The organism is Mesorhizobium sp. AA23 (assembly GCF_001672435.1).
Taxonomy (GTDB): domain Bacteria; phylum Pseudomonadota; class Alphaproteobacteria; order Rhizobiales; family Rhizobiaceae; genus Mesorhizobium.
Genome location: NZ_LYTP01000007.1, coordinates 1 through 26510, shown reverse-complemented (window position 1 = coordinate 26510; position 26510 = coordinate 1). Strand labels below are relative to the sequence as shown.

The window sequence follows — 26510 nt, the reverse complement described above, 5'->3', positions numbered from 1 at the left end:
TCGGACCTCCAATCAGACTGGTCCGACGATTCTCGCAAAAGTCGAGTCATGATTCAACCCCTGATGAGTCCCCTGATGGGTCCTGGTTCAAGGAAAACAGCAGTGCGGCCAACGCCGCACAGCCGAAGGCGTCGACGATCAGCGCCGGGCCGGCGCCCACCGCCGGCATCTCCGGCGGCCCCCAGTCCGTCCACTCCTGCGGCATGGCGAAGCTACCGAGCTCGCCATGCCGCAGGCTCAGCGTCTCGACGCCCGAGACGCGACGGACCTTGAGGAGGTCAAAACGCTGACCGCGCAGGGGATGAAAGGGACGGGTGACTTCCGCTGAACCCAAAGGCTCGTTGGCAAGAAGTGCAGTTCGATGTGACCGTGCCCACAGTTGCTGATCGAGTCGCCCAAATGGTGGTCAAACGGTTCCTGGAACCCCTTTTGTTCCACAAGGATTCCGATGGATACCGGCCCCGGAAAATCGGCGCTCGATGCGGTCGGTATGGCGCGGCAGCGATGCTGGCGCCATGCCTGGGTTCTTGATCTTGATATCAGTGCCTTTTTCGACGGCATCGACACGAATCTGCTCATGCGGGCGGTGCGCAAGCACACGGATTGCCCGTGGGTGCTGATGTACATCGAGAGATGGCTGAAAGCACCGGTGCAGATGGCGGACGGGAGCCTCATCGGCGGGGATAGAGGGACGCCGCAGGGTGGGGTGATTAGCCCTGTCCTGGCCAATCTCTTTCTCCACTACGCGCTTGACATGTTGATGCATCGGAACCATCCGGACATCCCGTTCGAACGTTATGCCGATGATGCCATTTGCCATTGCCGAACCGAAGAACAGGCAGTGGCGCCGCGCGACGCTCTTGAAAAGCGGTTCGCAGACTGCGGGCTTACGCTACATCCCGAAAAGACGAACATCGTCTACTGTAAGGATGACGATCGACGCGGAAACCATTCCAACCACAAGTTCGACTTCCTCGGCTATACCTTCAGGCCGAGGCTGGCGCGCCGAAGGGGCGGAAAGGTGGGCGTCTCGTTTAGCCCCGCGGCCAGTGACAAAGCTCTCAAGGCGATCCGCCGGACGGATCGCGGCTGTTCCCTCCATGAACGGAGTGACAAGGCCTTGGACGATCTGGCGCGGATGTTCAATGTCCACACCGTGGCTTCGGGCGGTTCTACCCGTTGGCACTCTACCCGACCCTGAGGCACATCGACGTCTATCTGGCGCGTTGCGCCAATCGGAAGTTCATGTCCTTGCGCAGGCACAGAAGGCGGGCCGTCCAATGGCTGGAGCGCATCGCGCGCCGTCAGACATGGCTGTTTGCCCACTGGAGCCTGCTATTCGGGCGGGGCTGAACAATGGGAGCCGTATGACGCGAGAGTGTCACGTACGGTTCTACGAGAGCGCGGAGGTGCAAGTCCTCCGCGCCACTCACCTCGTCATGGGCTTTGAGAAGAAGGCGGATGCAGAGGAGATGCTGTTGGCCCGATGCGCCCGCATGGGGCGATCAGGCACAAAGGTCCGACCTCATTGCGGAGTGCTGGCTCATATTAAAATAATACTGTCACAATCCAATGGTTATAGGCTTGCGATGACCTGTCCGAATTTTTCTGTGAGAAGGAATAGAAGGGATATGATATCGAATCCGCCGCCCCTGAGAGAGCCTCTGGTTGTCGAATCCGCCGACCTACGACTGATCGAGCTGCCGTTGCTGAACCCGTTCACCATCTCCTCGGGGACCGTGGTGACGAGGGTGGCGCCAATTGTCGTGCTGCGGGGGGGCGGCTGCGAGGGCTATGCCGAAGGCGTAGCGGATGTGCTGCCCGATTATCTGCCCGAAACCATCGTCTCCTCGATGATGATGATGCGCGATGTACTGCTGCCTGCGCTTATCGGCAAGAAATTTGCCAATCCGCAGGAAATCGAGCGGTTGTTCCGGCCGTGGCGCGATCACCAGATGGCGAAGGCCGCGGTCGAGATGGCCTTTTGGGATCTCTGGGCCAAAGCGCAGGGTCTGCCGCTCTGGCAGGTGCTTGGTGGCACTCGCTCCAAGATCGAGGTCGGAGTTTCACTAGGGATCAAAGAGATCCCGAGGACCTTGCTGGAAGTGGCCCACTACGTTCAGCAACGCTATCGTCGGATCAAGTTGAAGGTGAACGCCGGCCATGATTTGAAGCTTCTCGATGCAGTGCGCGCCGAGTTCCCTGACATCCATCTGACCGTGGATGCGAACTGCTGCTACACAATGGCCGATCTGCCCCTGCTGCGAAACATGGACGATTATAGGCTGGATTATATCGAGCAGCCGCTGGCCTGGAACGACCTGCATGACCATGCGCGCTTGCAATCCATACTGCGCACGTCGATCTGCCTGGATGAATCTATTCGCACGCTGGCCGATTGCCGAAAGGCGCTGCAGTCCGATGCCGGGCGGGTTATCAACATCAAGGTCGGCCGCCTGGGCGGCCATACGGTGGCGAAGCAGGTGCATGACCTCTGTCTCGCGTACGACGTGCCGGTCTGGTGTGGCGGCATGATGGAAACCGGGATTGGCCGTGCCCACAACATCCATCTCTCCACGCTGGAACAGTACTCTCGTCCGGGAGACACCTCGTCATCGTCTCGCTATTTCGAACGCGATATTGTCGTCGAGCGACTGGAAACGTGCGATGGTCTGATGCCCATCCCGGTGAATGGCGCTGGGATTGGCGTGACGATGGACTGGGATTTTCTGGACGCCATTTCGTCTTCGGTCGAGACGATCAAGGCATGAGTTACGCCCGCGACGGGCGAGGGAACAAGCCTCGTCACGAAACTGCGCTGCATCCGCGCAGGCTGAGCGGCACGGCGTGCATCGAGGATCGCCAGATGAGCCTGCTGATCGCGAAGCAGCGCGAGGGCGCGCGTGTGCGCAAGACGTATAGTCCGCCGGCTACGCCGCATCAGCGTCTGGTTGCCGACCCTAGCACCTCAGATGCAGTCCGCTCCCGTCTGCAGGAAATCTACGCCGGGCTCGATCCTGTCCTGCTATTGCGCGATATCCGCGCCGTGCAGGAGCAACTCGCTGCGCTTGCCGATACTCCACCGGCAACGCGCCCTGACGGAACAGCTCAGCCAGGCCGCGCGCTGCGCTGGTCGAGGCCGAACTGGCGGTCGCCAGGGCCAAGGCATCGGAGGATGCGGCGCTGATCGCACATCAGCATCTGACGATCCGGAAGCTGCAGCGGGCGCTGCATGGTCAGAGTTCTGAACGCTCAGCCCGCCTGCACGACCAGATGGAGCTCACCTTCGAGGAACTCGAGAGCACCGCGACGGAAGACGAGATCGCCGCCGAACAGGCCGCGGCCCGGACCACCGAGGTGGCGCCTTATGCGCCCAAGCGACCTACGCGGCAGCCATTTCCCGAGCATCTGCCGCGTGAACGCATGGTCGAGCCGGCGCCGACCGCTTGCCACTGCTGCGGCGGTCATCGGCTGCGCAAGCTGGGTGAGGATATCACCGAGACGCTGGAGGTGGTGCCGCGGCAATGGAAGGTGATCCAGCACGTGCGGGAGAAGTTCACCTGCCGCGACTGCGAGGCGATCAGCCAGGCTCCGGCGCCGTTCCACGCCACCCCGCGCGGCTGAGCCGGTCCCGGCCTGCTGGCGATGATCCTGTTCGAGAAGTTCGGCCAGCATCAGCCGCTCAACCGCCAGGCTGAACGCTATGCGCGCGAAGGCGTGCCGCTCAGCCTGTCGACGCTCGCCGATCAGGTCGGCGCCGGCGCCGCGGCGCTGATGCCGCTGTTCAAGCGGCTCGAAGCCCATGTGCTGGCCGCTTCACGTCTGCACGGCGACGACACGACGGTGCCGGTCCTGGCCAAGGGCTAGACCGATACCGGCCGATTATGGACCTATGTGCGCGATGACCGACCGTTCGGCGGCGCCGATCCGCCGGCGGCTGTGTTCTATTATTCCCGCGATCGCCGAGGCGAACATCCCGCGGCACATCTTCGCCGGCTGGAGCGGCATTCTGCAGGCCGATGCCTTTGGCGGTTATGGCGATCTCTATGCGACGGGTCGTCAGCCGGTGCGTGTTCTGGAAGCCAGCTGCTGGGCTCACAGCCGGCGCAAAGTGTTCGAGCTGGCCGATATTGAAGCGGCGGCGCGCAAGAAGGCGCGCAGCGAGAAGCCCAACCTAGTCTATCCGCTGGCGGTTGAAGCCGTGAAGCGCATCGATGCCCTGTTCGATATCGAGCGCGATCAACGGCCTGTCGCCGGCCCAACGCCACGCCGTGCGCCAGGAGCGGAGCGCGCGCTTAGTCACCGAGCTTGAGCGCTGGATGATCGAGACGCGCGACAAGCTCTCGCGCGGACACGATCTGAGCAAGGCCTTCAACTACATGCTGCGCCGCTGGTCATCCTTCACCCGCTTCCTCGCTGATGGGCGGATCTGCCTATCGAACAATGCAGCCGAGCGAGCCCTGCGCGGCATCGCTCTCGGCAGAAAGTCCTGGCTGTTCTGCGGTTCCGATCGCGGCGGACAGCGCGCTGCCGTTCTCTACAGCCTGATCGTCAGCGCCAAGATGAATGACATCGACCCGCAGGCCTGGCTCGCCGACGTCCTCGCCCGACTGGCCGCCTATCCGGCCCATCAAGTCGATGATCTGCTGCCATGGAATTGAAGGTCCGCAAAACTGCGGACCCAACCAGCTGCGGCCTGATCATGCAGCGCAATAAGGTGCATCACGTCTACACCGTCGAACGTGTCGCCAGCGAACTCGGCGTCAGCGAAGCGCCTGATCGAGGACCTGACCCTCGGTCTCGAGCCCGAGGATGGCGTCATCTGAGTGTACGGGGCCAACGATGACGACGGGATCTTGGCCTTCACCGATGAAGGCATCGAGGAGGTCAAACTCCTCCTCGAAGAATGTCATCGCGTCTCCCCATCGAAAGCTTGACTCCAGCACCGCAGTGCTCAGGTCCTCATGGCCGCCGGATACGCACGACTGCGCTCTTCACCGGATGCGTACGATTCATAAGACCGACGATCGCTCTCTGGTATGCATCTGGCCCGGTATTGGCTTCTTCAGACCCCTACCCGGCACATGTCGTGTGTGTGGTAATCATCGCCCGCAAGAGTGCTCCGAAGCCGCTCGGAGAACCAGATCCGTGGTCTCGCCGTGGTGTTGGTTGTCCGCTTGCCGGAGCGCCCGACTCCTTTCATCGAACGGGCGTCGCGACCATGGGCGCAATGGTCGACTGTCTCCTGCATGAACCGCTTGGCTGCAGCGCCCCAGCTTGCTTTCGCTATTGTGGGTATTGACACGAGGAAGATGGTTCAGTTTCTCGGCATGCCATCAGACGACAACCCCGGAGTCGCCCATCGCGCCCTTTGCCTTCACCGCCGCCGTGGTGATCCCAACTTATAGCCTAATTGGCTTAGCCGCTTAGATGAATTGATCTTATAGCAGACGATATTTTTTCCACCTTCAGCAGATCGCAAATCCGAGCCTAAATCGTGTCCGTATCTTCTACCCCGGAGAAATCGCGGCCTACCGAACGGAGATCATCAGTTCCGAAAGACATCATAAATATCGCTGCTGTCCGATTTTCCGACCGACAGCGACCTTCCGCAGCAACGTCCCCGCGATTAGCGCCCTTTTTTCTGAGCCGTCAGCTCTAAATGATGATTGAAGGAGCGATTTGGATTAGGATGAACGAGTCAATGGAAGGCATTGACATAGACTGACATGCAGAGTCTCTTCGAAAGATTTTTGGAACGGCTTTCAGAAAGCGTCGATGAGACTGATCTCCGCGGTGCTATGGCCGAGGTCGCCTCTGGATTCGATCTGCTCGCTTTTGCCTACCTCTCGTTGCCACCGCGTCCTAATGGCAAGCCCACGCTGATCTCAAATTATCCGGCGGCTTGGACAGCACGCTATCTCACGAACCGGTATCAGAGTGTCGACCCTGTCATTGTGCGTGCGCGCTGTGGCGGAAGCACATTTCAATGGGGATCCGATATGATCGGTACGGAAAGGGCCTCAGGGGCTCAGGTATTCGAAGAAGCCGCGCAGTTTGGCATCCGCAGCGGCGTGACATTTCCGATTATCGACGGCCGAGGCAATTTCGCGGCGATGACGTTTGCCGGTGAAGAGCCTGTTCCTGCATTTTTCCGCGCGGCAGAGCGCTATGAAGAAGGTCTGTCGTATATCGCGACTTGTTTTCATGTATTCGTTCGCCGCAAATTGACCGCCAATCGAATGATCGACGGCGTCCTACTGACGCCGCGGGAATACGAGTGTCTGCATTGGGCAGCAAAAGGCAAATCCGATTGGGAGATCGGCTGCATCCTGGGGATCACGCAGCGCACGGCCGCCTTTCATCTGGCCAACGTTCGCCGCAAGCTTGGGGTGACGACCACTAGGCAGGCAATTGGGCGCCTCGCGCGTTCGGATTCTTCGGTTCACTGACGAATTCGCTTCACCTTGTGCAACTGCACAGGCTGCCCTGGCGCGAATGTTCGCCTCAAATGGCCGGGAATTTCCCAGCGAGGAGGCCGCGCACGGAAGCATTCCTGTGGGCGCTCGAGTGTCTCAATGCCCCATGTTTACCGCGAATTCGCTGAGCTGTTGATGCGGGACGGCCGCGTTCACGCCGACTGGACGGATCCTCTCGGTCACCCCCAGCGAGCGCATCCGCCACGCCGTTTTTCGCAGCGTGCGCTCACGAATGGGGCTGTCATGAGTTCCTTGCTTGAAAAGGTGACAGTCCACGCCGCGGGTCAGCCGGCGAACAGTTCCTTGTAGCCGGTTGTCACTATCCAGTTCGCCCGATCGATATGGCTGCGAACAGCCTGTCGAGCGCGAACCGGTTCAAGATCGGGGTCGATGCCGAGAATGAGATCTGCCATCTCCTCTAGGCTGGCATTGTCGGCGCAGGCGTCGAGGATCCTCAGATAGATCTTGAAATGCTGCCTGTCATAGCTCGTGAGGCTCTCCGACCAAGGGACTTCGTCGCGCAGTGTTGAGCTTTTAGTCCCGTCAGTTCCCGTTGATCGATTCATGCTTGCCGCGAACCTCGCATGTTGATTGCTGGATTCAAGGAAACATATCCCAAAATGGGATAATCCGAAACCGGGATTAGTCGCTGAGCCGGTCTTTACCTGACCGGTTCACCTATATGCCCAAATCGCTTCGATCTCCCCGCCACCAGCGGTTTCTGGCCCAGCTCATAGCGCTGCGCAAGGCCAAAGGTCTGACCCAGGCGCAGGTGGCTGAGAGACTTGGTCGACCGCAATCCTTCGTGGCGAAGTACGAGGGTGGAGAGCGGCGTCTCGACATCATCGAGTTTCTCGACGTGACTGCGGTGCTTGACGCTGATCCGTGCGAGATTTTATCGAGCCTCCGGACCTGAGCCGCCTCGTCTAACGGCGCTCACCGGCCAGTGCACCGAACGCGTTCCCGGTACGCACGTCTCGCCCATTTGGCTTAGCTCCTGGCGCGGTCGTTCTGTTGGGCCTTTCCATATAAGTCGGGGGGCGGCGTCCCGTCGTAGGTCCGCCGCGGCGCCCCGCAACCATTCGCTCTCTCTTTGGGTTCTTCTTTTCGTTTTGGTCCTGCGGGCCGCCTGGATGGCGGCCTTGCAGTCGCAATTCGCCGTCCCCGGTTTCCAGGAAATCGATTTCGGGCGGGAGCACAAATGCATGCCTGCAGAGACAGCGTACCGCTAACGGAGAAACAGGCGAGGGCCAGGCACTCGGGCGCTAGCCTCTATCAAACCGCATCATTACCGAGCTGAAGCCCGGCGCGGTACCGGCCCATGGTAGGGCAAAGGAAACTTTGCGTGCCGAGGAAACACCAACGTCCGGCTGTCCAGTCACAACGTGGTAATTAGAGACGGCCGATATCTCTTCAGAAGGGCAATCGTCGCTGTACTTTCGCCCGGACTCTACGAGATTCCTGGAAGCAGCTGCAATCCCTATCCTGCTCCGCTTTTGGCGGTGACTTAACCTGTACAACTGCACAGGATGCCAAGACCTCAAGATTTGGGCTCCAATGGCGTGGAAGTTTCGGAGGAGGCCTTCTATGACCCCGCTAATTGCGCACGACGCTCCACCAACCTGCCGGCAAAATCGTGTTCAATCCATCGCCCGCTTTTACTGCGCCTTCACGCGATGCCCGGTGCGGGCTGCTGCAGCCGACAAACAGCTATGAAGACGATTCTGTTGACCCGTTCACACCGTGCTGATTGTTGCTGCGCGTCCATGGTCATTTTGCTGATTGCGGGCGTCTTCTGTCCTCGGCACCGTCAATCGGGACCGGTTCGACGAAACGGCGCCACCGATGTCTGGTGCTTTCGCCGCTGCTGCTCTGCCAGATCGCATGATGCTTCAACGTTTCCGGGCGGGGAGGGGAGCGGCAGTCATGCCATTTTCTTTGACTGACGCTGATCGGGCCGACTGGTTGGAGGAAAGATCATACGATTACACCACGGGTCTGACGCCGCGCGGATGGGCCTGGGAGTTCTTGCGCCGCAATCCAGCGTTCCAGCGTGATGTGATCGCAACGCCTCGGCAGGCCAATGCCTTGCCTCACCAACCGTCTCTCGACGTGGTCACGCCGGCCGGTGACTTGTCCCGCTGGGGTGTCCTGTTTCGCCGAGTCTTGTGGGCGCAATTCGCTCGTATTCTGGTCTCCGCTTTGGTGCGCCCATGTGCTGCCAGTCATTGCAGAACACCTATCTGCATCGTGGGCGACATTGCCGTTCGAGCTCTCGGCATTGCGATGTCGTGCGACGGTCCTGCTGGCGCCCGACAAGGGCCAGCATGTTATTTTTCGCGATACAGAGCATACGCTTCAGCTGGCCGTCTCCGGCGCGGATGTCTTAGACCCTGTATGCCTCCATACCGAGGCGATCTGGCCGGCAATGTTTTCGAAGCCCCGCCTGAGGGCGCTCGAGTGCCTCAATACTCTAGCTTTGGGTCAAAACCTGCCTGCCCGCTTGTTTCCGCCGGAAAAGCGCGGTCCCCGCCTAACCTTCGTTCTTCGTGCGCTCGACGGCTCACTTGCCGGGGCGTCACATCGCGAGCTCGCCGAAGCGCTGATTGGTCAAGGGCGCGTCACTGCCGACTGGAGGGATCCTCGCGATCATCTGCGCGACCGCATTCGCCGCGCTGTCTCTCGTGGCCGCGCCCTCATGAATGGAGGCTACAAAGAGTTCCTCACTTGAAAGCAGTGCGCCCTGTGCGTCAGCTGCCGAAGAGTTCAGAGCCAAAACTCTATCGCCACCAGTTTGCCCGGTGGAAAAGGCGGTGAACGGTTTTGCGGTTGCGCTCTGGCGCAGTCGTCGGTCGATACCGAGAGACCACCGGCTTTTTCCGATAGCCGACAGTGTCGAATGCACAACATGGAGGAAGCTGACTCTCGGGCGTTTTTAAATGCTTTTGGCTTGGCACGGTACGTGCGAGCTGTTGCGCAGAACTCCCGGACTGAGTGGCCAACGCCACGAAGGTCGTTGACTTACGCCACCTCCCAAGGCGTACCCGCGCCCGGCAGCGAGCTCAGTCTCCTGCCGGGCAAACCTGTCAAACGTACTCGCGTTCAGAACTCCAAATCAGATGCGCAATGTCGGGCGTCGAATCGGATCGAGGGCTCTCCGAAGGCACTTGGCCGCGGCAAACTAGAGTTCCTGTGCGGAGCCGCCCATCGGCTTGCAATCGAGAACCTATATTGTGAGGTCGCGTGAGTGCCCGATCTGCTAGCCCCGCAAACAGGTCTTCAGATACCAGCCATGCAGGGGTATTTCATATCGAGGTAACCCGGTCGGGAGTGCCCTTGGCGGGATCTTAGGCGAAGCGGCAATCTTGGCTGCCGCCGGTGTGATGGCGGCACGCCGGTTCAAATTCACCGGCAACACATCGAATGCGTATCCGGCTGGCAACGGAACAGTCGGGACTTAGCGGGGACGCAGTTCTATGGATCTCTGCGGTTGGAGAGGTCCGATGAGATCCTGCAACAGTCAAACCTTCCGCTCCTCGGAGTGGCGCCTGCCAGGCAAGCCGCAGCCATTTCTCACGCGCCTTTCAGGCCTGTTTCGGCATTGGCCCCCGATGCCGACGCAAACAGTGCCGCAGCGGCTCAGGTCCGGGGAATGGTCAGCGCGGTGAATGCGCTACAGCGTCGAGTATCTCGAGGCGAGTCTCGTGCACCCATGCAGCTTAGCTCTGCCGCCTGAGGAAAGGCGGCGCCGATCGCAACCCGCTTGGCCAAGCAGTTCGCCATGTTGCCGCCTACCAGCACCTCCCAATTCATTGCGTTTTTGTTTAGGCATTGCAACAGATCCTTCAAGGAAATTCATATATCTTTGCGACCGCAATTCGCTGTCAATGGTAGTGTCGTCGGAAATTTCGAGTTCAGTGACGGCAGAAATCTAGTGTCCTTTTATTGTCCGCCGCCGAACAGCATTTGCGAAGAGCGCGAAATGACAAAACCAGCAGGACCAGGGTTCGATTGTTTTAGGCGTCGTGCTTACCAATGTTGATGCTCGTCGATCGCCTAATGATAGCAGCACACCTTGATCGCCTTCGGATCCTGGGCCTTTGCGCGCATGCCGACCTGACCGTCTTCGAGCTTGCGGAGATTCTCGATCTTCGGCGGGAGCGTGTTGCACGACACGTCCGGATGCTCGCCAGAGCCGACTTTCTTTGCGGCAGCGGACAACGTCCTTGGTCCTCATATCATCTCAATGCAGGGGGGAAGGACGGAGGGTTGGTTCAATTCTTGGTCGATCTCCTGCCTCACGACGATGGGTATCATAAGCGGGACCTGGAGCGGCTCGAGGCGGTGCAAGACGCGTGGTCGAAGGGAACTGCTGCTTGATCGTGAAAAACATCCGCCTAGCTGGGAGGGCGAAATGACCATGAAGAACTCCGCTGACGCAGCCATCGCAGAGCCCGGAACTTTCGGACGGTCTTCCTTGGTCCGCGTCGATTACCGCGTTCACGAACTGCTTCTAAGACAGGAGCGCCAGGAGCGGACAACTCTCAAACTTATCGCCTCCGAGAACTTTGCCTCCTCGGCGGTGTTGGAAGCGACCGGGTCGATTTTCACCAACCAGTATGCCGAGGGCTACCCGGGTGCGCGCTACTACGCGGGAAACGAGATTGTCGATGAGCTTGAGACCCTCGCCATCGAGCGCCTGAAGACGCTATTTGGCAGTGAGCACGCCAACGTTCAGCCCTATTCCGGCTCGCCGGCCAATCATGCTGTCTATCGCGCGCTTTTGATTCCCGGAGACAAAGTCATGGGTTTGCCTTTACCCGAAGGCGGCCATTTGACTCACGGTTGGTCCGTCAACTTTTCCGGCACTGATTATCAACGCGTCCCCTATGGGCTGCACCAAAAGACACAGCAAATTGACTACGACCGCTTGCGTGAGAGAGCCAGGCAGGAACGCCCGAAACTCATCTGGGTCGGCGGAACTGCCTATCCGCGTGTCTTTGACTACGCGGCCATGGCAGAAATCGGTCTGGAGGCGAACGCCTATCTCGTGGCCGACATCGCCCACATCAGCGGCCTAGTTGTCGCAGGAGTGCATCCGAACCCCGTGCCCTATTGCGACGTCGTCACCAGCACGTCCCACAAGTCGATCCGCGGATCCCGTGGAGGCTTTATTTGGTCGAAGAATGAAGATCGCTATCAGGCGCTCTATCATCCCACGAGTAAATACAACCTCGCTAGGAGGATTGATCGCGCGGTGTTCCCTCAACTGCAAGGTGGGCCGCACATGAATATCATCGCCGCGCTAGCTGTCGCTTTGCAGGAAGCCGCGACCCCCTCTTTCCGCACCTACGGTCACCAGATCGTCAAGAACGCCAAGGCTCTGGCCGAGGCGCTTCTGGACCGGGGTTATGACCTGGTCACCGGCGGGACTGACAATCACATGCTGATCCTTGACCTTCGGAACCGGCCGCTATCAGGCAAAGCCTATGCCGATCGCCTGGCAAGGGCAGGCATCATTACGAACTTTAATATGGTGCCGGGCGACCCGCGCGACCCGGCGGTCACAAGCGGAATCCGCTTGGGGTCGCCGGCAGTGACGTCCATGGGCATGCGTGAAGGGGAAATGGTGCAGATCGCCGCTTTCATCGACTCCGTCTGCCGCCAGCCCGATGACGAGGAAGTTCATGCGAGCGTACGAAGACACGTTGCCGACTTCTGCACTGCGTTCGACGTCCCCGGTATCAGCGACCGATAGAGCCGCCCTAATCCAGAAACCTCCCAGCTAACTCCAACACTTGAAGCGAGGGCATTCCATGACCAGACAGTTCGTGTTCTCTTCCGAATCCGTCGGTGCGGGACACCCGGATAAGTTGGCAGACAACATATCGGATGCCGTCCTCGATGCGGTCCTTCGCGAGGATCCTAAGGCCCGCGTCGCTTGTGAAGCATTGGTGAAGACGTGTGAAACGTTGGTGAAGACAGGGATGGTCGTTCTGGCTGGCGAGATCACCACCCATGCGAAGATCGATTACAGCCAAGTCGCCCGCGATACGGTCCTCGATATTGGCTACGACGACGATGCCATCGGCTTTGATGGTCGACGTTGCGCCGTCGTTCTCGCTCTCACCGAGCAGTCGCCCGACATCAGCCAGGGCGTTGACGAAGGACGAGGTCAGGATCTCGAGCAGGGGGCGGGGGATCAGGGCCTCATGTTTGGATACGCATGCAACGAGACGGATACATTGATGCCCTTGCCGATCCAGCTCGCCCACCATTTGACGAAAAGACAGGCAGAGATCCGGAAAACTGGACAGCTTGGCTGGCTGCGTCCGGACGTGAAATCTCAAGTGTCCGTACGCTACGAGGGTCTCCGCCCGGTAGCGCTGGATACCATAGTCCTGTCGACGCAGCATGACGAGGCAGTCTCCCAAGAAACAGTCCGCGAAGGCGTCATTGAGGAGATCATTAAGCCGCTCTTGCCGCCCGACTTGGATACGAGGGGGATCAGATTTCTCGTCAATCCAACAGGGCGATTCGTGGTCGGTGGGCCTGCCGGCGACTGCGGCCTCACTGGACGCAAGATCATCGTCGATTCCTACGGTGGAACGGGGCGTCACGGCGGCGGCGCCTTTTCGGGCAAGGACCCATCCAAGGTCGACCGCTCGGCCGCATATGCGGCGCGGTACGTCGCAAAGAATATCGTTGCCAGCGGCCTTGCAGAGGTCTGCGAGGTTCAGCTTGCTTACGCGATCGGCGTGGCCAGTCCGGTTTCTGTCATGGTCAACACCTTCGGAACCGCAAGGATTGAGGAAAAAAAGATCGAGCGCCTTATTTTTGAGCTTTTCGACCTCCGACCGAAAGGCATCATCAAGATGCTTGATCTCTTACGCCCAATATATCGCAAGACCGCGACATACGGACACTTCGGCCGTGAAGAACCGGAGTTCACCTGGGAAAAGACGGACAGAGCCGACGACTTGCTGCGTGAAGCAGGACCGGCAGCTGCGTGAGGGCCGTTGGATCAAGCGAATGCGGCAACCCATTTCACCTCGCTAGACCCACGCCCGGCCGGCATGGCAGAAAGCCGGTGGCTCGTTGGCGGAGACATTGATGCCGGAATATGACGTGCTTTGCATCGGCAATGCCATTGTCGACATCATCGCGCAGTGCGACGAGGCTTTTCTCGAAACCAACGGCATCATCAAGGGCGCGATGAACCTCATCGACGCCAAGCGCGCCGAGCTGCTCTACAGCCGCATGGGACCGGCGATCGAGGCTTCCGGCGGCAGCGCCGGCAACACCGCGGCCGGCGTCGCCTCCTTCGGCGGACGGGCCGCTTTCTTCGGCAAATTGTCGAACGACGCGCTGGGCCAAATCTACACGCACGACATCAAGGCCCAGGGCGTGGCCTTCGATACCAGGCCGCTCGCGGGCGAACCGCCGACGGCACGCTCGATGATCTTCGTGACGCCCGACGGCGAGCGTTCGATGAACACCTATCTCGGCGCCTGCATCGAGCTTGGCCCCGAGGATGTCGAGGCCGACAAGGCGGCCGGCGCCAAGGTGACCTATTTCGAGGGTTATCTGTGGGATCCGCCGCGCGCCAAGGAGGCTATCCGCCAGACCGCGAAGCTTGCCCATGCGGCGGGCCGCGAAGTGTCGATGACGCTGTCGGATTCCTTTTGCGTCGACCGCTACCGCGACGAGTTCCTCGAGCTGATGCGCTCGGGCACCGTCGACATCGTCTTTGCTAACAGCCACGAGACCAAATCGCTTTACCAGACCGCTTCCTTCGAGGAGGCGCTCGCCGCTATCCGCAAGGATTGCAGAATAGCTGCGGTCACCCGTTCTGAAAAAGGCTCGGTCATCGTGCGCGGCGACGAGACCGTCACCATCGAGGCGACGAAGATCAAGGAACTGGTCGATACGACTGGAGCCGGCGATCTCTATGCCGCCGGCTTCCTTTTCGGCTACACGGCCGGGCGCAGTCTCAAGGATTGCGGCGACCTCGGCTCGCTGGCCGCGGGGCTGGTAATCCAGCAGATCGGCCCGCGCCCGCGCCAGAACCTGCGCCGCGAAGCCGAGCAGGCCGGGCTGTTTGTGGGGCCGGCCATTTCCGCAACGTGCTGCCCACCCTTACCCTTGTGCAGATGACGATTCAGGCAATCCCGCGTAAGTAGAAAGGCCGCACGCCCGTTCCTCAAGTTTCTAATTGCCGAGGCTGAGAAATGTTGTCGCACCTGCATAGCAGTTTCGCGCGATCTTCCTCGGCAGGCGTTTGGCACAAGGCGTTCAGGTAGGTCATATATCGGAAGATTTGCCGACGCCCAACGGCTTGCAAAGCCTGCGCTGACCTGAGAATGGGCCAATGCCGCGGATGCAGCGGCCATCTGCGAGGCGGCGACGAGGCAGGCGATTTGTGCCGGTGCGATCGGTCGAAAACCAGGCAGGGCTCATGCATTACGAGGTGCGCGAACTGCCCGCCGCGCAGCGCACGCCGCTTCTCAACGCACTGCGCAGCCATCTGGCCGAAATCGGGATCATCGCGGCGCAGGGCCGAACAATGTCCGCTCTCTGGCGGTTCTCATCGCGGAAGGCTACGACATGATCCAGCGATCGTGCGCTCGCGCTGTTGCCTGTGGTGCACCGATTGGCGAGCACCGGCAAGGCGCAAAGTGATGAGCAGTCGCCCGCTGCGATTAGCCCGAATGGCGGCCGTGCCGTAAACCAGGAGCCGGCCAGAAACGCCACTGGCGATGGTCGTTGGCTCGCTCTGGGCTGGAGTTCGCTCCGATGCCATCAGCGGAGATTTCAAATTCTGGAGGCTGCAATTGCTTCGGCGATTTTTCTAATTCTAGAGGCTGTTACGGCGATCCGCTGGGGGGCTTTGGGACGAGTATACATCCGCTCGAGATATGCTTTGAGATTTGGAAACCGATCAATCAGCCCATTTTCATTGCCCCAATCCAGGACATAGGCGGTGACGCAATCGGCGATGGTTATGTTATCGCCAACAATGAACTCGCGCCCGTCCATGTGCTGTTCAAGCACGGCTGCCATCGCCACGAATTCTTCCCTGGCGAGGGCAATGTCTTCCGGCAGACGCTTGCCTTCGGGATACAAAAATGTGTGCTTGGCTATCCGCCAAAGCGGCTGTTCGAGTTCGGTAACCGCTAACAGAGACCATCGATATGCCTGCGCCCGCTCCTTTAGGTCGGAGGGCATCAATCCTTTGGCGGCGTACTTTTCCGCCAAGTACATGACGATTGCGACGGATTCCGTGAGCACGAAGTCACCGTCAACCAGCACCGGAAGTTTGGCGGCAGGGTTGAGGCGAAGGAAGTCGGGGCGACGGGTGTCGCCGGCCAGAATGTTGACGGGCACAATCGCGAATTCCGCATCAAGCTCCTGAAGGGCCCAAAGTGCGCGAAGCGCGCGCGTCGGACCTGATCCGTACAATGTCATCATCCTAAGTATCTCCGGCTTTTTTGATAGCGGCCACTGGCATGGTGTAATTGGCGGCTTTGGTCGCCGTGCTCTCTGGCACGGTCCGGACTGATCAGCGTACTACTGCCGGCAGGCCAACGAGCGGATCATCGCTCATCCGGCTGATTTTTCCTGTGTTGTCGCTGACAATGGCAAGGTCGTTGGGGAAGATGCCGACGACGTCGTTGCGCCGCTTGATCTCGCCGTTAAAGCCGCTCGATCGGATTGATCGAATCTGACTTGGCGCAATGCTCGTTCCCGAAGGAGATCTCGGCTTCGACATAGAATCCTATATGTAGCCCAAGACCGCGTTCGATGAATCGCGCAGGCAACAGCTGTCGCTGCTGTCGGTCTTCGCACGGCCAAGCATCTGGATGAGGAGGCGACCAAAGAGCTGACATGGGTTCTACACCTGCTTGAATGCCAGCACTGCGTTCAAGCCACCCATGGAGAAAGCGTTGCTCATGGCCACGTGCACCTTGCGCTCGCGGGCAACATTGGGGGTGACATCGAGATCGCATTTGGGATCCCGCTCGCGATAATTGGCGGTCGGCGGCACGACGCCCTCTTGGATCGCCATCACACAGGCGATCATTTCGAGCGCGCTCGCTCCCCCGAGGCAGTGGCCGTGTGTGGACTTGGTGGAGGAGACGGACAGCGAGCTAGCATGGTCACCGAAGACGCGCCTGATCGCCGCCGTTTCGATTTCGTCGTTGGCCTTGGTGCCGGTGCCATGCGCGTTCGGGTACTCCACATCCTCGGCATTCAGCCCGGCATCGGCAAGACAGGCGCGCATCGCCGCTTCCGGTCCATGGACAGCCGGCGCGGCGATGTGGAAGGCATCGGCAGAAAGGCCGATGCCTGCGATCTCGGCAAGGATCGTGGCGCCGCGCGCCGTGGCATGCTCATAGCTTTCCAGCACGGCCATGCCCGCACCCTCGCCCAGCACCAGGCCCCTCCTGTCGGCGGAGAAGGGCCGGCAAGTATCCGGAGCGAGTACGCGCATGGCGTCCCATGCCTTCACCACAAAAAATACGAAGGGCGCGTCGCTGCCTCCGGCAAGCATCACGTCGGCCCGCCCGTACCTGATCTGGTCGACGGCCGAGGCGATCGCATGGTTGGCCGAGGCGCAGGCGGAGGTGGTGGCGAAGACCGGCCCGCGCAGGCCGAGGCTCATGCTGACATGGCAGGCAGCCGCGCTCGGCATCCCCTTTACTCCAGTCAAGAGATTCACGCGCGTCGCGCCGTCCAGAAGGAGGGCGCGGTAGGCCTTTTCGGTCGCCTCCCAGCCACCGAAGCCGACGCCCACTGTAGCGCCGAAGCGATGGGCATTTCCTTCATCGCAGGAAAGTCCGGCCTGGCGCATGGCTTCGTGCGCCGCAAGCACGGCAAGCAGGCTGCAGCGGGCCATGGAGACGAGTTGCCTGGGGTCAATGTCGTGCTCAGGCAATGCTTTGATCTGGGCGCCGATCATGCCCTCCAGACCATGAAGCTCTGAATTGACAATCGGGCCGATGGCCGAGCGGCCTTCGCGCATGCCTGTCCAAATCGAGGCGGCGTCGGTGCCTAGTCCGCACAGCCCGCCTATACCGGTGATGACAACGCGCCTGTCCATTCAAGCGGCCTTGGCAATCAAGCCGCGGATAGCTTCCACGATGCCGCCGACATTCTGGACATCCGACCAGGCCTCGGCCGAGTTCATTTCGATCTTGATGCCATAGGCCTGCTCCAGGTCCCAGAGCACGTCCGCTAACCCCAGGGAATCGATCCCGAGGCCAGTCAGTTCCGTCGCAGTCGTTATTTCGCCGACGGATAGCTTGGTCCCCTCACCATTCTCTGACTCGACGCGTTTCTTTATTATGGCAATGATTTCCGTTGCGAGTTGATCAGCCATTTCCGTTCCTTTCCATTTCAGCTATTTTGACGTGGGCGGTCCTGCTTCTCTGAGCGGGCCGCGTGGCGAAATGCCACTAAGGCTTGTGCAACTGACAAAGCCCGATGCTTATCAAAGCCGGATGAGTTCCGGCCGGTATGTGGCGCCGTCGTCGAGGACGAGGAAGATCGCCGGGAACCGCGGATTGAGACCGTCGTCAAAGTCAGCGTCAGCGCACCGCTTGGCCCGCTTCATAGCTCCGGGCCGTTTCGCTCGATCAGGGTGCCGGAGGGCCACTCGTCCATCGAGCGTCCAATCGGCGAAACCAAGACGAGGACGTCCTCCAGGCGTGTAGGCGGAAGGTCGGGCCGCATATCTGCGCGAGTGGAACGTACGCGAACACCCGATATCAGGGTCGCTATGCCCTCTCGGCAGAACCTCTCAACATGGGTGCGCATTGCGTGCCGAACAGTGCCGAAAGCGAATGGAACTCCCATCTGCTGCAGCACTGGATGCACAATGCGCATGGAAAAGCTGATTCCGAGACGCTCAAGATCCGGACGAACCGCGTACAGTCCCAACTCGGCCACTAAAAGGTCGACATCGCCAACCTTGATGAAACGGCGTATTATGCCTATGTGGGCCGCTATACCCTGCTCGTCGCTGCCGATTAAGCGGACTTCCGGCCTCGCGCCGCCCCAACTGCGGCCACCTTCGAAAGGCTTAGCGTTGAAGGCCCCAGTCTGCCCATATGTCCTTCGGAAGAAGTCGGAGAGTTCGACATGGTCGGCCAGTTGCAGGTCGTTTTCCCAGCGCATCCTCCACTGCACGGCAGAGCACATGAAACAATATCTCCTTTGGGCTATCCTTGGGGCGTTCGTCTCGCCATAGAGGCGGCTGTTGTCCGCTGGTCAGGTGCCTTCCCTGCAAGATTTTGAAAATCTGATAAAATTGTTTGTTTCGATGGGAGGCATCCACAATATGGATAGCTGAAGGCATGCCATTGACGTGGCTTGTGTCTCACCGGAGGCTTCAATAGGGCTTGCGCTTTACAAGAAGAAAAGGCGCTGGCTGTACCGACCTCCAAACGTCATCCGCACGCAGGGATCCCATAGAACGGGAAGGCGAGTGGAGCAGCAGGTACGACAGACATGGGGTGAAGCAGGCTGAATAGCTAGCGAACCAACCGCGTCCTGTTTGGAAGCAACTGAAGAATTCGTATCTGTATGACCGCGAATGCTAGCACCATTCGTCTTTCGCCAAACATTTAGAATTAGAAGATTTGAGAACCGAATCGCACTGTCGAGCTCGCAGGACGACGAGGACTTGAACGTTACCGCGACCGTGTCAACGTCCTGGGCTCGGACTTCCGAGCAAGAGCACGCGACAGATTGAAATTGTGGTGCACTATCTCATTCCCTGGCTCCGCCTTGAGAGCTTGACGATATTGCACCTGTGCCGCGTCATGCAGCCCCTGCATGTCCAAGATTACGCCCTTCGCGTTCAATGAACGCAAGTTCCATGGAGAAGCAACTAAGATGCTGTCGATGACCTGAAGAGCGTCATGCGGCCGCTGCTGCGCCACCAAGGCATTCGTAAGGCGGATCGCCGCATCGACATCGTCCGGGTGCTGCTTCAGCTCATCCCGCAGAGCCCGCTCTTGAGCATCCTGACTGACCGCGCGCAGTATGCGTTCACGCATGGCCGAATCTATTTGATTGTCGATGAGCCATGAACGCATCGCCCGATTGAGATTGTCCTGCCGGGAGCGCAATGCGCTGTTCAAGCCAGTCGGACGATCATGGGCAATTATAAGGACCATCGTTGGCCACGCCAGCATCGCCATTGCCCCGGTTTCTTTTGCGGAACGGTCTTCCGAGTCAAGCTACCGTCAGCGTTCGTCGACCGTAACCGCACCCGCTGTCGACGCCGACGTGAACTGATTCAACACCAGCAAGGGTTTGGGCTTTGTCAAATTGCCGGAGTGCATCGAGGCCTATCTGCACATCCGGGCGCTGGAGGCAGACGGGAGCCGCGGTGTTTCCGTGGGAACGTGTCTCAAGGTCACAACGGAAGAAAGTCCAAGAGGTCATCAGGTCTCAAGTGCTGGAGGTCGGGTAATCAGACCGCGAAAACTCAGCTACATACGCGTAGCGCTGGAGAGCCCGCCGCCGGGACGAGTCCCCAATTGGAGAGCGAGGGCACGGTCAAGTGGTACAATTCCCAAAAGCGCTTCGGCTTCATTGCTCCTGAACACGGTGAGAAGGACATCTTCGTTCATGCTACCGCGCTATCAAGCATGCCGACGGAGGGGCAGAAGGTGTTTGTCCAATACGCGCAGGGCAAGAAGGGCCCGGAGGTTCGGAGCGTCCCCCTCGCTTAGAGCCAATCCGTTGGTCCAAGACCGAAATCGCGCCTCAGACAAAGAAAGCCCGCTGCCGGGAGGAGGTGGCAGCGGGCTCTATATCGAATGAGACGCGGGAGGAGGTGCGCCCCGTTCAGCGTCGGCACCACATCTGGGAGGAGTAGATGGCCGACACCATGATCATACCGATCGTCGCGGATATTGCAATGCACAATTTCATCTCGCAAGTGCGAAATCGTGCCGGATCCCTTAGCCGATCCTGAAACAGTCCGGTCAGGCTGCGGCTTTCTTGCGGGCACGCTTGGCAGGGGTCGGCGTCCCCGGTTCCTTCGGCTTGCGGCCCAGTCCCATGGTCTTGGCCAATGCCGAGCGCGCCGCAGCGTAGTTCGGCGCCACCATGGGATAGTCCGCCGGCAGCCCCCATTTCGCGCGATATTCGGCAGGGGTAAGGCCATAGTGGGTAGCCAGGTGACGCTTGAGCGACTTGAACTTCTTACCGTCCTCAAGGCTGACAATGTAATCAGGTGTAACCGATTTTCTGATCGGTACGGCAGGGTTGAGGGGTTCCGACTTTTCTGGTGCGGCACCACCGGCACTGCCTTTCAATGCGATGTGGATCTGGTCGATAAGCCCAGGCAGTTCACCGACGGGAACCGGATTATTCGAAACATAGGCTGAGACGACATGGGCGGTGAGTTCGATGAGGTTGTCAGCTTTCGTCTCAGTTTCTTCGGCCATGAAAACGCTCCTGCGGGCTTAGACTAGGCGGTGGGGAATCAATTCATAGCTTAATAGTGACGACCGCGTTTGATGGCAACCAAGCCATTGCACGATCTGTTGGCGGATCGCTACACTCCCGGCCGCAGTCGCAGGATATTCCTCTTCAACCGTCATCGTCCTGACAACACCGCTGTGCCATGGTTGGGCCCGCGTCGATGCGGCGCCTCTTCACGCAAATTGGTTACGGATAGTTTGGAGAAACGAATGAACGCTAAGGCTTTCAGCAACCCCCTTTTCGTGAAGCGCGCAACGCACATCATCCAAGAGATTGCCGGCCTTGCGGATGCCATCGATTTTCTCAATGAATGGCCTGAAGATCGCAGAGACATGATCCACGAGGTCGCCCTGAGGGCATGCTACGATGCATACGATGGGCGCAAGCCGGTAAGCACGGCTCGCAATGCCTTTTTCGGCTTTGCGAAACGGGTCGCCATATTGGAAGATCCAACCTCGGCCATGCAGTGGATCGCCGGCTGCAGATCGGGCAGTGGAAAAGTGCAGGTGTAGACTTCGACGACATGTTTGAGACTGGCGCGAGGCGCGTCAAAGAGTGCAGTATGTTCAGGTTCCACAGCTAGACCACGCGAATGAGAAGCAGTTCCTCACCGCCGACTACAAAAGTGCAGATCGCACGCAACCTGACTATGGCCAGACGCAGCTCATGGCGATCGCTTGGTCGCCAATGGCCAGCCTCAGTGGTGCAGGTGCATCGGTCGCGTTCGACTGAGTAAACAAATACGACCCGGGCGGTTTGCCGCATAGTGGCTGTGGAGGAGGGGGGATGACCGGGTTGATCAGATTTGAGAGGCCAGTCGTTGTTCAGGTCAGCCGCCGCAGCTCAGAGCGTATCGTGTTCGACGTCAACGACGCGGCCGCTATCTTGCTGCGGGATCTGCATCATGAGACCGATAAACGCAGAATAGCGATGGACGCCTGCCTGCAGGTGTTACGCGGTAAGACCCATGCGCCGGCCGCTCGACGAGCTTTCGTCGCAGCCGCGCTCGAAGCACGCATTCTACGCAACGATTGAGATTTATGACGCCGCTCATGAATTTCGGCCATCTGCACGTCGCTGTTGGGCGCGGTCCGAACACCGCTGCCGGCATCCGCCGGGAGCAAGCCAACCCCGCACTTTCCGCAATGGCTTTCCTGGTCGCGCCGTCGGATCTTCCACCATCAAAACACAAGGGGTCCGCCAGCCAAGCTGCGGCCGCTCGGCTTCGCCTTCGCGGCGATCGTAATTGGAGACAGAGGCAGACGGGCCATTGAGCGAGAGTTGGCCGACTGCAGGTGGCAGAGCGTCGATACCGCCTCGATAGTCTCCAGAAGTGCCGGTTGAACCTTCCCCCAGATTAGCCTTGCATCCTGTTTCCCGGAACACCCTTGGACCGGCGCCGCGTGATCGCCGATGCCTCTCCCGATGGTCGCCGATCGTCGGAGCGGAGGTTTCGGCGATCGGCAGCGGAAAGATGATAGTGATATTGGACTATCCCAATCCGGAGTAGTCCGAAACTGGCTGGAGGTCAGCCGTCTCGTTTCTGGCCGGCTCATTTGAGGGCCGGCCTCCTTCGATCGCCCACCAACGCCGCCTTTGGAACAGGTGGCTTGGACGCGCCATAACAAGGCCCGCGACCAGACCAAGCTTGCCAAGGCGCTTCGTCAGCGTCAGCTCGATTTCTTTGGGTGAGTCGGATAAACTCAAACCTACTTCGCCGGCGGTGCAGCGTCGCCGCTCACCGCCGGCGAGTGTCACCGAGCCCTACGCCGTCTGCGCTTTTTCCCGAATTGCGCGCGCCGCAGCCACCATGTTCACCAGGGCAGGGCGGACCTCCTCCCATCTGCGCGTTTTGAGGCCGCAGTCGGGATTCACCCACAGTTGGCGGTCCAACAATCGATCGCGCGCAAGCATGAGGAGGTTGGAAATTTCGCCCACTTCCGGGACCCGCGGCGAGTGAATGTCGTAGACCCCAGGACCGATGTCGTTCGGATACTTGAAGGTTCGAAGCGTATCGAGCAGTTCCATCTGCGAGCGCGAGGTTTCAATGGAGATCACATCGGCATCCATTACGGCAATCGCGTCCACGATATCGCCGAACTCGGAGTAGCACATATGGGTGTGGATCTGGGTCGCATCGCCGACGGCCGTTGAAGCCAGCCGGAAGCATTCGACGGCCCAGTCGAGATAGGCCTCCCAGTCGGCCGCGCGCAGCGGCAAGCCCTCCCGCAGTGCGGCTTCGTCGATCTGGATCATCTTGGCGCCGGCCTTTTCGAGGTCGCTCACTTCATCGCGAATGGCAAGCGCGACCTGGCGGCAGACGGCTGAGCGCGGAAGGTCGTCTCGGACGAAGGACCAGTTGAGGATCGTCACCGGGCCGGTAAGCATGCCCTTCACTGGCTTATGCGTTAGCGACTGGGCATATCGCCACCAATTTAGTGTCATCGGATTTTGTCGCGACACATCTCCAATGATGATCGGGGGTCGCACAAAGCGCGAGCCATAGCTCTGCACCCATCCGTGTTGCGTGAAGGCGAAGCCGCAGAGCTGCTCGGCGAAATACTGTACCATATCGTTGCGCTCGAATTCGCCGTGGACCAGCACGTCGAGTCCAATCTCTTCTTGCCAGCGAACGGGGCTTTTATCTCTTTCTTCAGGAACGCTTCATAGTCGATGTAACTCAGCTGGCCTTTGGCATGAGCTGCCCGCGCCTTGCGAATCTCGGCTGTTTGCGGGAAGGAGCCGATCGTCGTGGTGGGGAAGGAGGGCAAGCCAAACGCGTCGGCCTGAAGCTTGGAGCGGACGGCAAATGCGCTCTTCCGGCGCGTCATGCCGACCTTGATGCTGGCGATCCGGCCTTCGACGAGCGGATCATTCACCTTCGCGGATGTCGCGCGAACGGCGGCAGCCTCAGCCGACGCCTCCAGTTCGGCGGCAACTGCGTCCCGGCCTTCGGCCAGGGCACGGGCGAGCACGACCAGCTCGTCGGTCTTTTGCGCTGCGAAGGCGAGCCACGACCTCACATCCGCATCGAGTGCCGTCTCCATGTCCAGGTCGATCGGCACATGCAGCATCGAGCAGGACGGGGCAATCTCCACCCGCTCCAGCGGCCAACCGGCGACGATCGACTTGATACGGTCAAGTATGGCAGGCAGGTTCGCGCGCCAGACGTTGCGGCCGTCGATCAGCCCGAGCGAGAGCACAAGTTCCTTCCGCGCGAGCCGGCCGATGGCCTCCAACTGCTCTGGAGCGCGCACGAGATCCACGTGCAGTCCCGCCACGGGAAGAGAAATTGCTGTCTCGAGATTGTCTCCCAGCGATCCGAAATAGGTAGCGACCATGATCTTCAACTCGGGTGCTGCTTTCGACAGCCGGGAGTAGGCGAATTGGAGCGCATCCCGTTCGTTGGGAATCAGATCGAGCACGAGCGCCGGCTCATCGATCTGCACCCAATCGGCTCCCGCGAGCTTTAGCCTCTGCAGGAGCTCCTCGTAGACAGGCAGCAGCCGTGGCAGGAGCGCGATAGGGTTGAAACCTTCCCCAGGTGACTTCGCCAACTTGAGAAAGGTAACCGGTCCAAGCAGGACCGGGCGGGTGTGGATGCCGAGCGCCTTGGCCTCGAGGAAATGATCCACCGGTTTCGCCGACGAGAGGGCAAAGCTCTGATCGTCCGTGAGTTCCGGCACAATGTAGTGGTAGTTGGTGTCGAACCATTTGGTCATTTCCATCGCGGCAAGCCCATGCCCATTGGCCGCATGCTCGTCACCGGCATGTCCACAATCCGCGGCCTGACCTTGATTGCCGCGCGCCATGGCGAAATAGATATCGAGTGGGACCTCGCCGCCAGTCCAGGCGTATCGTGCCGGCACGGCGCCGACCATGGCGACTGTGTCGAGCACATGGTCATAAAGTGAGAAATCGTTGGACGGGATTTTCGACACGCCGCGATCGTGCTGCTCCCTCCAGCTAGCGGCACGCAGCGTCTTCGCCGTCGCGAGCAAGTCGGCAGCAGGAGATTTTCCGGACCAGTAGTTTTCAAGCGCGAATTTGAGTTCCCGCCGTCGACCGATACGCGGCACGCCGAGCGTTGCTACAGGAATTCGTTGAGAGACAGTCATGCCATACCCCGATGGTTGGGGCGGGGGACAAGGAACGCGGGTTAGGCGGCACGAAGCCGAGTCACCGCGACCACCAGACACCCCGTCCGTGGACGTTGTTCGTCGTGGCAGGTCTCCTGGCTCGCGGGTCAAAGCCTCTGCCCGTCTTCCCGAGGCCATTCGCCTCAGTGACATCAATGGGCTTGGCTCGCCGCTAACAGTTGCGGGGGCAGCGCCGGCATCGCACCGGCTTCCCTCTTAGCTCCGCCACGGCAGTGCCGCGCGGAGAACCATGACATGCGCACAATCACAGCCGCTTCGCTCCCTGTCAATGCCACATAACGAGATGTTTATGTGATTATGCGAATAGCGCCTTGCGCTGGTCGGTCTCTTTGGCCCAAGCCGCATACGATGCGGCTTCTCATCAGTGCAGGCTCGGAGAGGTCCTTGCCCCCATCGGCGACGCCGGACCAGATCGAGGTCCCCAGGCTCAAAGTGTAAGTCGGTCCAGTTCGTCACGGTCCGCCGGGAATTCCAGTAGTTGTTCCCGCTCGGCTTCGCTGAGCGTGGTTGCGCATTCGCCCACCGACGCGCCGATGACCATGACCGGAAGCGGAAAGGCGAGGTGGCGCCGCAGGTAGGCGGGCTGGGGCTGGGCCGCCAGCGTCTTGAACAACTGCGTGCCGATGGCCTCGACCCGCTGCGCGAGCAGCTTCACCCCGCGGGTTGTTGAAGGCCCGCGCCACGATCGTGCGTAACCGGTCATGCTCGCCACCCGCGCGCGACCAGTCACCCCGGTGAACCTGCTAGGCACCGCGTTGACGTAACCCGAATCCTCAGTGATCACCCCCAATGCCCGCAGGCGGAGCTGCCAGGGGCGCGGCCATTCAATCGAGGCACCCTCCTGCGTGCCGCAAGGATTTCCGGAAGGTCTGCCGCGACGGCTTGCCGGCCTACCAGCAACAGGACGATGGCCGCTGTGACTCCGCGCGATAGGTTCATTCGCTTGTTGCGATAATGTTGTTTCCTTCATCGTTCGAAACCACTGAGAATAGTTCTGCTGTGTTGATGGTATTTCAGAGAACTGGCGCATTATCCGCAAATGTTGCACGAGTTGTTTGCAGAACTCTCGCGGATTAACGACCTGTACTCGCTTCTTCGAAGTTCGCCCTTGTGGAGCTGTCGGTCGTTAATTAACGCTATCGGGCGTGCCAGCCGATTGCGCTGCCAAGGAAATCGTCGCCCAAGGTAATGAATACGGCGAGCTCGGGATGTGCTTGCCGTAGCTGTGCCCGCCTGCGCTGGTCCCATAGAAGTAAGCGGGATAGGCACCGTGTTAACGTGGCCCGAATATGGCCCCGAGGCGCGCAGGCGGAACTGCCCAGAGCTTGGCCCTTAGATTGGTGTCGTAGACGGGCACGGGGATGGGGGA

Annotated in this window: 25 protein-coding genes, 6 pseudogenes and 1 riboswitch; of the genes and pseudogenes, 18 read left to right on the top strand and 13 right to left on the bottom strand. The window is 59.9% G+C overall.

Features of this window, described 5'->3' with window-relative positions; translation table 11 throughout:
• Window positions 1–46: 46 nt before the first annotated feature.
• Entirely contained in the window at window positions 47–334 is a 288-nt protein-coding gene (locus A9K66_RS29215; protein WP_082953766.1) for a DUF5372 family protein, read from the bottom strand.
• 114 nt (window positions 335–448) lie between these two features.
• Here A9K66_RS29215 and A9K66_RS08135 point away from each other — a divergent pair, with 114 nt between their 5' ends.
• The 8 genes and pseudogenes from A9K66_RS08135 (at window position 449) to A9K66_RS31570 (ending at window position 4661) form a co-directional block, all read left to right on the top strand.
• Window positions 449–1201: a reverse transcriptase domain-containing protein gene (locus tag A9K66_RS08135; RefSeq protein ID WP_067322098.1), complete on the top strand. Its 753-nt coding sequence runs from the start codon at window positions 449–451 to the stop codon at window positions 1199–1201.
• Window positions 1202–1631: 430 nt separating this feature from the next.
• Window positions 1632–2771: an o-succinylbenzoate synthase gene (gene menC / locus A9K66_RS08130; RefSeq protein ID WP_067322095.1), complete on the top strand. Its 1140-nt coding sequence runs from the start codon at window positions 1632–1634 to the stop codon at window positions 2769–2771.
• Window positions 2772–2875: 104 nt separating this feature from the next.
• Window positions 2876–3088 (top strand): annotated as a pseudogene (locus tag A9K66_RS29210) (ISNCY family transposase); the annotation flags it as partial.
• Between the two features lie 41 nt (window positions 3089–3129).
• Window positions 3130–3624, top strand: coding sequence for an IS66 family transposase zinc-finger binding domain-containing protein (locus A9K66_RS31590; RefSeq protein ID WP_348626428.1), 495 nt, complete (start codon window positions 3130–3132; stop codon window positions 3622–3624).
• Between the two features lie 21 nt (window positions 3625–3645).
• Window positions 3646–3867 (top strand): transposase, encoded by a 222-nt coding sequence (locus A9K66_RS31585; RefSeq protein WP_348626427.1) that lies wholly within the window; start codon window positions 3646–3648, stop codon window positions 3865–3867.
• A 27-nt stretch (window positions 3868–3894) separates the two neighbouring features.
• Window positions 3895–4134: a hypothetical protein gene (locus A9K66_RS31580; protein WP_348626426.1), complete on the top strand. Its 240-nt coding sequence runs from the start codon at window positions 3895–3897 to the stop codon at window positions 4132–4134.
• Window positions 4031–4570, top strand: a pseudogene (locus A9K66_RS31575) (transposase); the annotation flags it as partial. The gene A9K66_RS31580 and the pseudogene A9K66_RS31575, both read left to right, overlap by 104 nt.
• Window positions 4563–4661 carry a transposase domain-containing protein gene (locus A9K66_RS31570; RefSeq protein ID WP_245307456.1) on the top strand — a complete coding sequence of 33 codons (99 nt, stop codon included), beginning with the start codon at window positions 4563–4565 and terminating at the stop codon, window positions 4659–4661. The pseudogene A9K66_RS31575 and the gene A9K66_RS31570, both read left to right, overlap by 8 nt.
• 102 nt (window positions 4662–4763) lie before the next feature.
• Here the strand turns inward: A9K66_RS31570 and A9K66_RS30145 are convergent, their stop codons facing one another.
• Window positions 4764–4913, bottom strand: coding sequence for a hypothetical protein (locus tag A9K66_RS30145; protein WP_156315362.1), 150 nt, complete (start codon window positions 4911–4913; stop codon window positions 4764–4766).
• 816 nt (window positions 4914–5729) lie between these two features.
• Between A9K66_RS30145 and A9K66_RS08120 the strand changes: the two genes are divergently transcribed.
• Window positions 5730–6452, top strand: coding sequence for a LuxR family transcriptional regulator (locus A9K66_RS08120; protein ID WP_067322091.1), 723 nt, complete (start codon window positions 5730–5732; stop codon window positions 6450–6452).
• A gap of 311 nt (window positions 6453–6763) precedes the next feature.
• Here A9K66_RS08120 and A9K66_RS08115 read toward each other — a convergent pair whose 3' ends face one another.
• On the bottom strand, window positions 6764–7045 hold the full coding sequence (locus A9K66_RS08115; protein ID WP_067322088.1) for a DUF2285 domain-containing protein: 282 nt from the start codon (window positions 7043–7045) through the stop codon (window positions 6764–6766).
• 116 nt (window positions 7046–7161) lie between these two features.
• Between A9K66_RS08115 and A9K66_RS08110 the strand changes: the two genes are divergently transcribed.
• Together A9K66_RS08110 and A9K66_RS08105 are read left to right on the top strand one after the other, a co-directional pair.
• On the top strand, window positions 7162–7395 hold the full coding sequence (locus tag A9K66_RS08110; RefSeq protein ID WP_067322085.1) for a helix-turn-helix transcriptional regulator: 234 nt from the start codon (window positions 7162–7164) through the stop codon (window positions 7393–7395).
• 1299 nt (window positions 7396–8694) lie between these two features.
• On the top strand, window positions 8695–9210 hold the full coding sequence (locus A9K66_RS08105; protein ID WP_245307437.1) for a DUF2285 domain-containing protein: 516 nt from the start codon (window positions 8695–8697) through the stop codon (window positions 9208–9210).
• 1325 nt (window positions 9211–10535) lie between these two features.
• Here the strand turns inward: A9K66_RS08105 and A9K66_RS30140 are convergent.
• Window positions 10536–10700, bottom strand: coding sequence for a hypothetical protein (locus A9K66_RS30140; RefSeq protein ID WP_156315363.1), 165 nt, complete (start codon window positions 10698–10700; stop codon window positions 10536–10538).
• Window positions 10701–10899: 199 nt separating this feature from the next.
• Between A9K66_RS30140 and glyA the strand changes: the two genes are divergently transcribed.
• The 4 genes and pseudogenes from glyA to A9K66_RS29195 all read left to right on the top strand — a co-directional run.
• The gene (gene glyA / locus A9K66_RS08100; RefSeq protein WP_067322298.1) at window positions 10900–12237 is read left to right on the top strand and encodes a serine hydroxymethyltransferase; all 1338 of its coding nucleotides are present in this window, start codon (window positions 10900–10902) and stop codon (window positions 12235–12237) included.
• 58 nt (window positions 12238–12295) lie between these two features.
• Window positions 12296–13492, top strand: a complete 1197-nt coding sequence (gene metK / locus A9K66_RS08095) for a methionine adenosyltransferase (protein ID WP_067322077.1) — start codon at window positions 12296–12298, stop codon at window positions 13490–13492.
• 100 nt (window positions 13493–13592) lie between these two features.
• Window positions 13593–14636, top strand: a complete 1044-nt coding sequence (locus A9K66_RS08090; RefSeq protein ID WP_067322075.1) for an adenosine kinase — start codon at window positions 13593–13595, stop codon at window positions 14634–14636.
• A 213-nt stretch (window positions 14637–14849) separates the two neighbouring features.
• Window positions 14850–15039: pseudogene (locus A9K66_RS29195) on the top strand (IS110 family transposase); the annotation flags it as partial.
• Between the two features lie 254 nt (window positions 15040–15293).
• Here A9K66_RS29195 and A9K66_RS08080 read toward each other — a convergent pair.
• From A9K66_RS08080 to A9K66_RS08060, 6 genes and pseudogenes are all read right to left on the bottom strand, one after another.
• On the bottom strand, window positions 15294–15950 hold the full coding sequence (locus tag A9K66_RS08080) for a glutathione S-transferase family protein (protein WP_082953764.1): 657 nt from the start codon (window positions 15948–15950) through the stop codon (window positions 15294–15296).
• A 91-nt stretch (window positions 15951–16041) separates the two neighbouring features.
• Window positions 16042–16249, bottom strand: a pseudogene (locus tag A9K66_RS30135) (transposase); the annotation flags it as partial.
• Between the two features lie 125 nt (window positions 16250–16374).
• A complete protein-coding gene (locus A9K66_RS08075; protein ID WP_067322068.1) occupies window positions 16375–17583 on the bottom strand; it encodes a beta-ketoacyl-[acyl-carrier-protein] synthase family protein in 1209 nt (402 codons plus the stop codon).
• Window positions 17584–17862, bottom strand: a complete 279-nt coding sequence (locus A9K66_RS08070) for an acyl carrier protein (protein WP_067322065.1) — start codon at window positions 17860–17862, stop codon at window positions 17584–17586. It lies immediately after the preceding gene.
• Between the two features lie 230 nt (window positions 17863–18092).
• Window positions 18093–18683: a NodA family N-acyltransferase gene (locus A9K66_RS08065; RefSeq protein WP_067322062.1), complete on the bottom strand. Its 591-nt coding sequence runs from the start codon at window positions 18681–18683 to the stop codon at window positions 18093–18095.
• A gap of 491 nt (window positions 18684–19174) precedes the next feature.
• On the bottom strand, window positions 19175–19687 hold the full coding sequence (locus A9K66_RS08060; protein WP_245307435.1) for a hypothetical protein: 513 nt from the start codon (window positions 19685–19687) through the stop codon (window positions 19175–19177).
• Here A9K66_RS08060 and A9K66_RS31030 point away from each other — a divergent pair.
• Entirely contained in the window at window positions 19643–20224 is a 582-nt protein-coding gene (locus A9K66_RS31030; RefSeq protein ID WP_245307433.1) for a cold-shock protein, read from the top strand. The genes A9K66_RS08060 and A9K66_RS31030 overlap by 45 nt on opposite strands.
• 255 nt (window positions 20225–20479) lie before the next feature.
• Here the strand turns inward: A9K66_RS31030 and A9K66_RS08050 are convergent, their stop codons facing one another.
• Window positions 20480–20944, bottom strand: a complete 465-nt coding sequence (locus tag A9K66_RS08050; protein WP_067322055.1) for a MucR family transcriptional regulator — start codon at window positions 20942–20944, stop codon at window positions 20480–20482.
• Between the two features lie 246 nt (window positions 20945–21190).
• Between A9K66_RS08050 and A9K66_RS08045 the strand changes: the two genes are divergently transcribed.
• Together A9K66_RS08045 and A9K66_RS08040 are read left to right on the top strand one after the other, a co-directional pair.
• Window positions 21191–21493, top strand: coding sequence for a DUF982 domain-containing protein (locus A9K66_RS08045; RefSeq protein WP_067322052.1), 303 nt, complete (start codon window positions 21191–21193; stop codon window positions 21491–21493).
• 274 nt (window positions 21494–21767) lie between these two features.
• Complete coding sequence (locus A9K66_RS08040) at window positions 21768–22016, top strand: DUF982 domain-containing protein (protein ID WP_066995338.1); 249 nt, start codon at window positions 21768–21770, stop codon at window positions 22014–22016.
• 729 nt (window positions 22017–22745) lie between these two features.
• On the opposite strand, the pseudogene metE reads toward A9K66_RS08040, so the two are convergent.
• Both metE and A9K66_RS29190 read right to left on the bottom strand, forming a co-directional pair.
• A pseudogene (gene metE, locus A9K66_RS08035) lies at window positions 22746–25099 on the bottom strand (5-methyltetrahydropteroyltriglutamate--homocysteine S-methyltransferase).
• A gap of 88 nt (window positions 25100–25187) precedes the next feature.
• Window positions 25188–25388, bottom strand: a riboswitch (cobalamin riboswitch).
• Between the two features lie 270 nt (window positions 25389–25658).
• Window positions 25659–25854, bottom strand: a pseudogene (locus A9K66_RS29190) (cytochrome); the annotation flags it as partial.
• Window positions 25855–26510: the final 656 nt, after the last annotated feature.

Excerpts from the sequence above, each read along its gene's own strand:
- metK (WP_067322077.1), top strand. The coding sequence starts at position 12,296 with ATGACCAGACAGTTCGTGTTCTCTTCCGAATCCGTCGGTGCGGGACAC.
- A9K66_RS08045 (WP_067322052.1), top strand. The coding sequence starts at position 21,191 with ATGAACGCTAAGGCTTTCAGCAACCCCCTTTTCGTGAAGCGCGCAACG.
- A9K66_RS08135 (WP_067322098.1), top strand. The coding sequence starts at position 449 with ATGGATACCGGCCCCGGAAAATCGGCGCTCGATGCGGTCGGTATGGCG.
- A9K66_RS08075 (WP_067322068.1), bottom strand. The coding sequence starts at position 17,583 with ATGGACAGGCGCGTTGTCATCACCGGTATAGGCGGGCTGTGCGGACTA.
- A9K66_RS08040 (WP_066995338.1), top strand. The coding sequence starts at position 21,768 with ATGACCGGGTTGATCAGATTTGAGAGGCCAGTCGTTGTTCAGGTCAGC.
- A9K66_RS31585 (WP_348626427.1), top strand. The coding sequence starts at position 3,646 with ATGATCCTGTTCGAGAAGTTCGGCCAGCATCAGCCGCTCAACCGCCAG.
- menC (WP_067322095.1), top strand. The coding sequence starts at position 1,632 with ATGATATCGAATCCGCCGCCCCTGAGAGAGCCTCTGGTTGTCGAATCC.
- A9K66_RS08065 (WP_067322062.1), bottom strand. The coding sequence starts at position 18,683 with ATGTGCTCTGCCGTGCAGTGGAGGATGCGCTGGGAAAACGACCTGCAA.
- A9K66_RS08060 (WP_245307435.1), bottom strand. The coding sequence starts at position 19,687 with ATGGCGATGCTGGCGTGGCCAACGATGGTCCTTATAATTGCCCATGAT.
- A9K66_RS31570 (WP_245307456.1), top strand. The coding sequence starts at position 4,563 with ATGAATGACATCGACCCGCAGGCCTGGCTCGCCGACGTCCTCGCCCGA.
- A9K66_RS08090 (WP_067322075.1), top strand. The coding sequence starts at position 13,593 with ATGCCGGAATATGACGTGCTTTGCATCGGCAATGCCATTGTCGACATC.
- A9K66_RS31030 (WP_245307433.1), top strand. The coding sequence starts at position 19,643 with ATGGGCAATTATAAGGACCATCGTTGGCCACGCCAGCATCGCCATTGC.
- A9K66_RS08110 (WP_067322085.1), top strand. The coding sequence starts at position 7,162 with ATGCCCAAATCGCTTCGATCTCCCCGCCACCAGCGGTTTCTGGCCCAG.
- A9K66_RS30145 (WP_156315362.1), bottom strand. The coding sequence starts at position 4,913 with ATGACATTCTTCGAGGAGGAGTTTGACCTCCTCGATGCCTTCATCGGT.
- A9K66_RS08080 (WP_082953764.1), bottom strand. The coding sequence starts at position 15,950 with ATGATGACATTGTACGGATCAGGTCCGACGCGCGCGCTTCGCGCACTT.
- A9K66_RS08050 (WP_067322055.1), bottom strand. The coding sequence starts at position 20,944 with ATGGCCGAAGAAACTGAGACGAAAGCTGACAACCTCATCGAACTCACC.
- A9K66_RS08115 (WP_067322088.1), bottom strand. The coding sequence starts at position 7,045 with ATGAATCGATCAACGGGAACTGACGGGACTAAAAGCTCAACACTGCGC.
- glyA (WP_067322298.1), top strand. The coding sequence starts at position 10,900 with ATGAAGAACTCCGCTGACGCAGCCATCGCAGAGCCCGGAACTTTCGGA.
- A9K66_RS08070 (WP_067322065.1), bottom strand. The coding sequence starts at position 17,862 with ATGGCTGATCAACTCGCAACGGAAATCATTGCCATAATAAAGAAACGC.
- A9K66_RS08120 (WP_067322091.1), top strand. The coding sequence starts at position 5,730 with ATGCAGAGTCTCTTCGAAAGATTTTTGGAACGGCTTTCAGAAAGCGTC.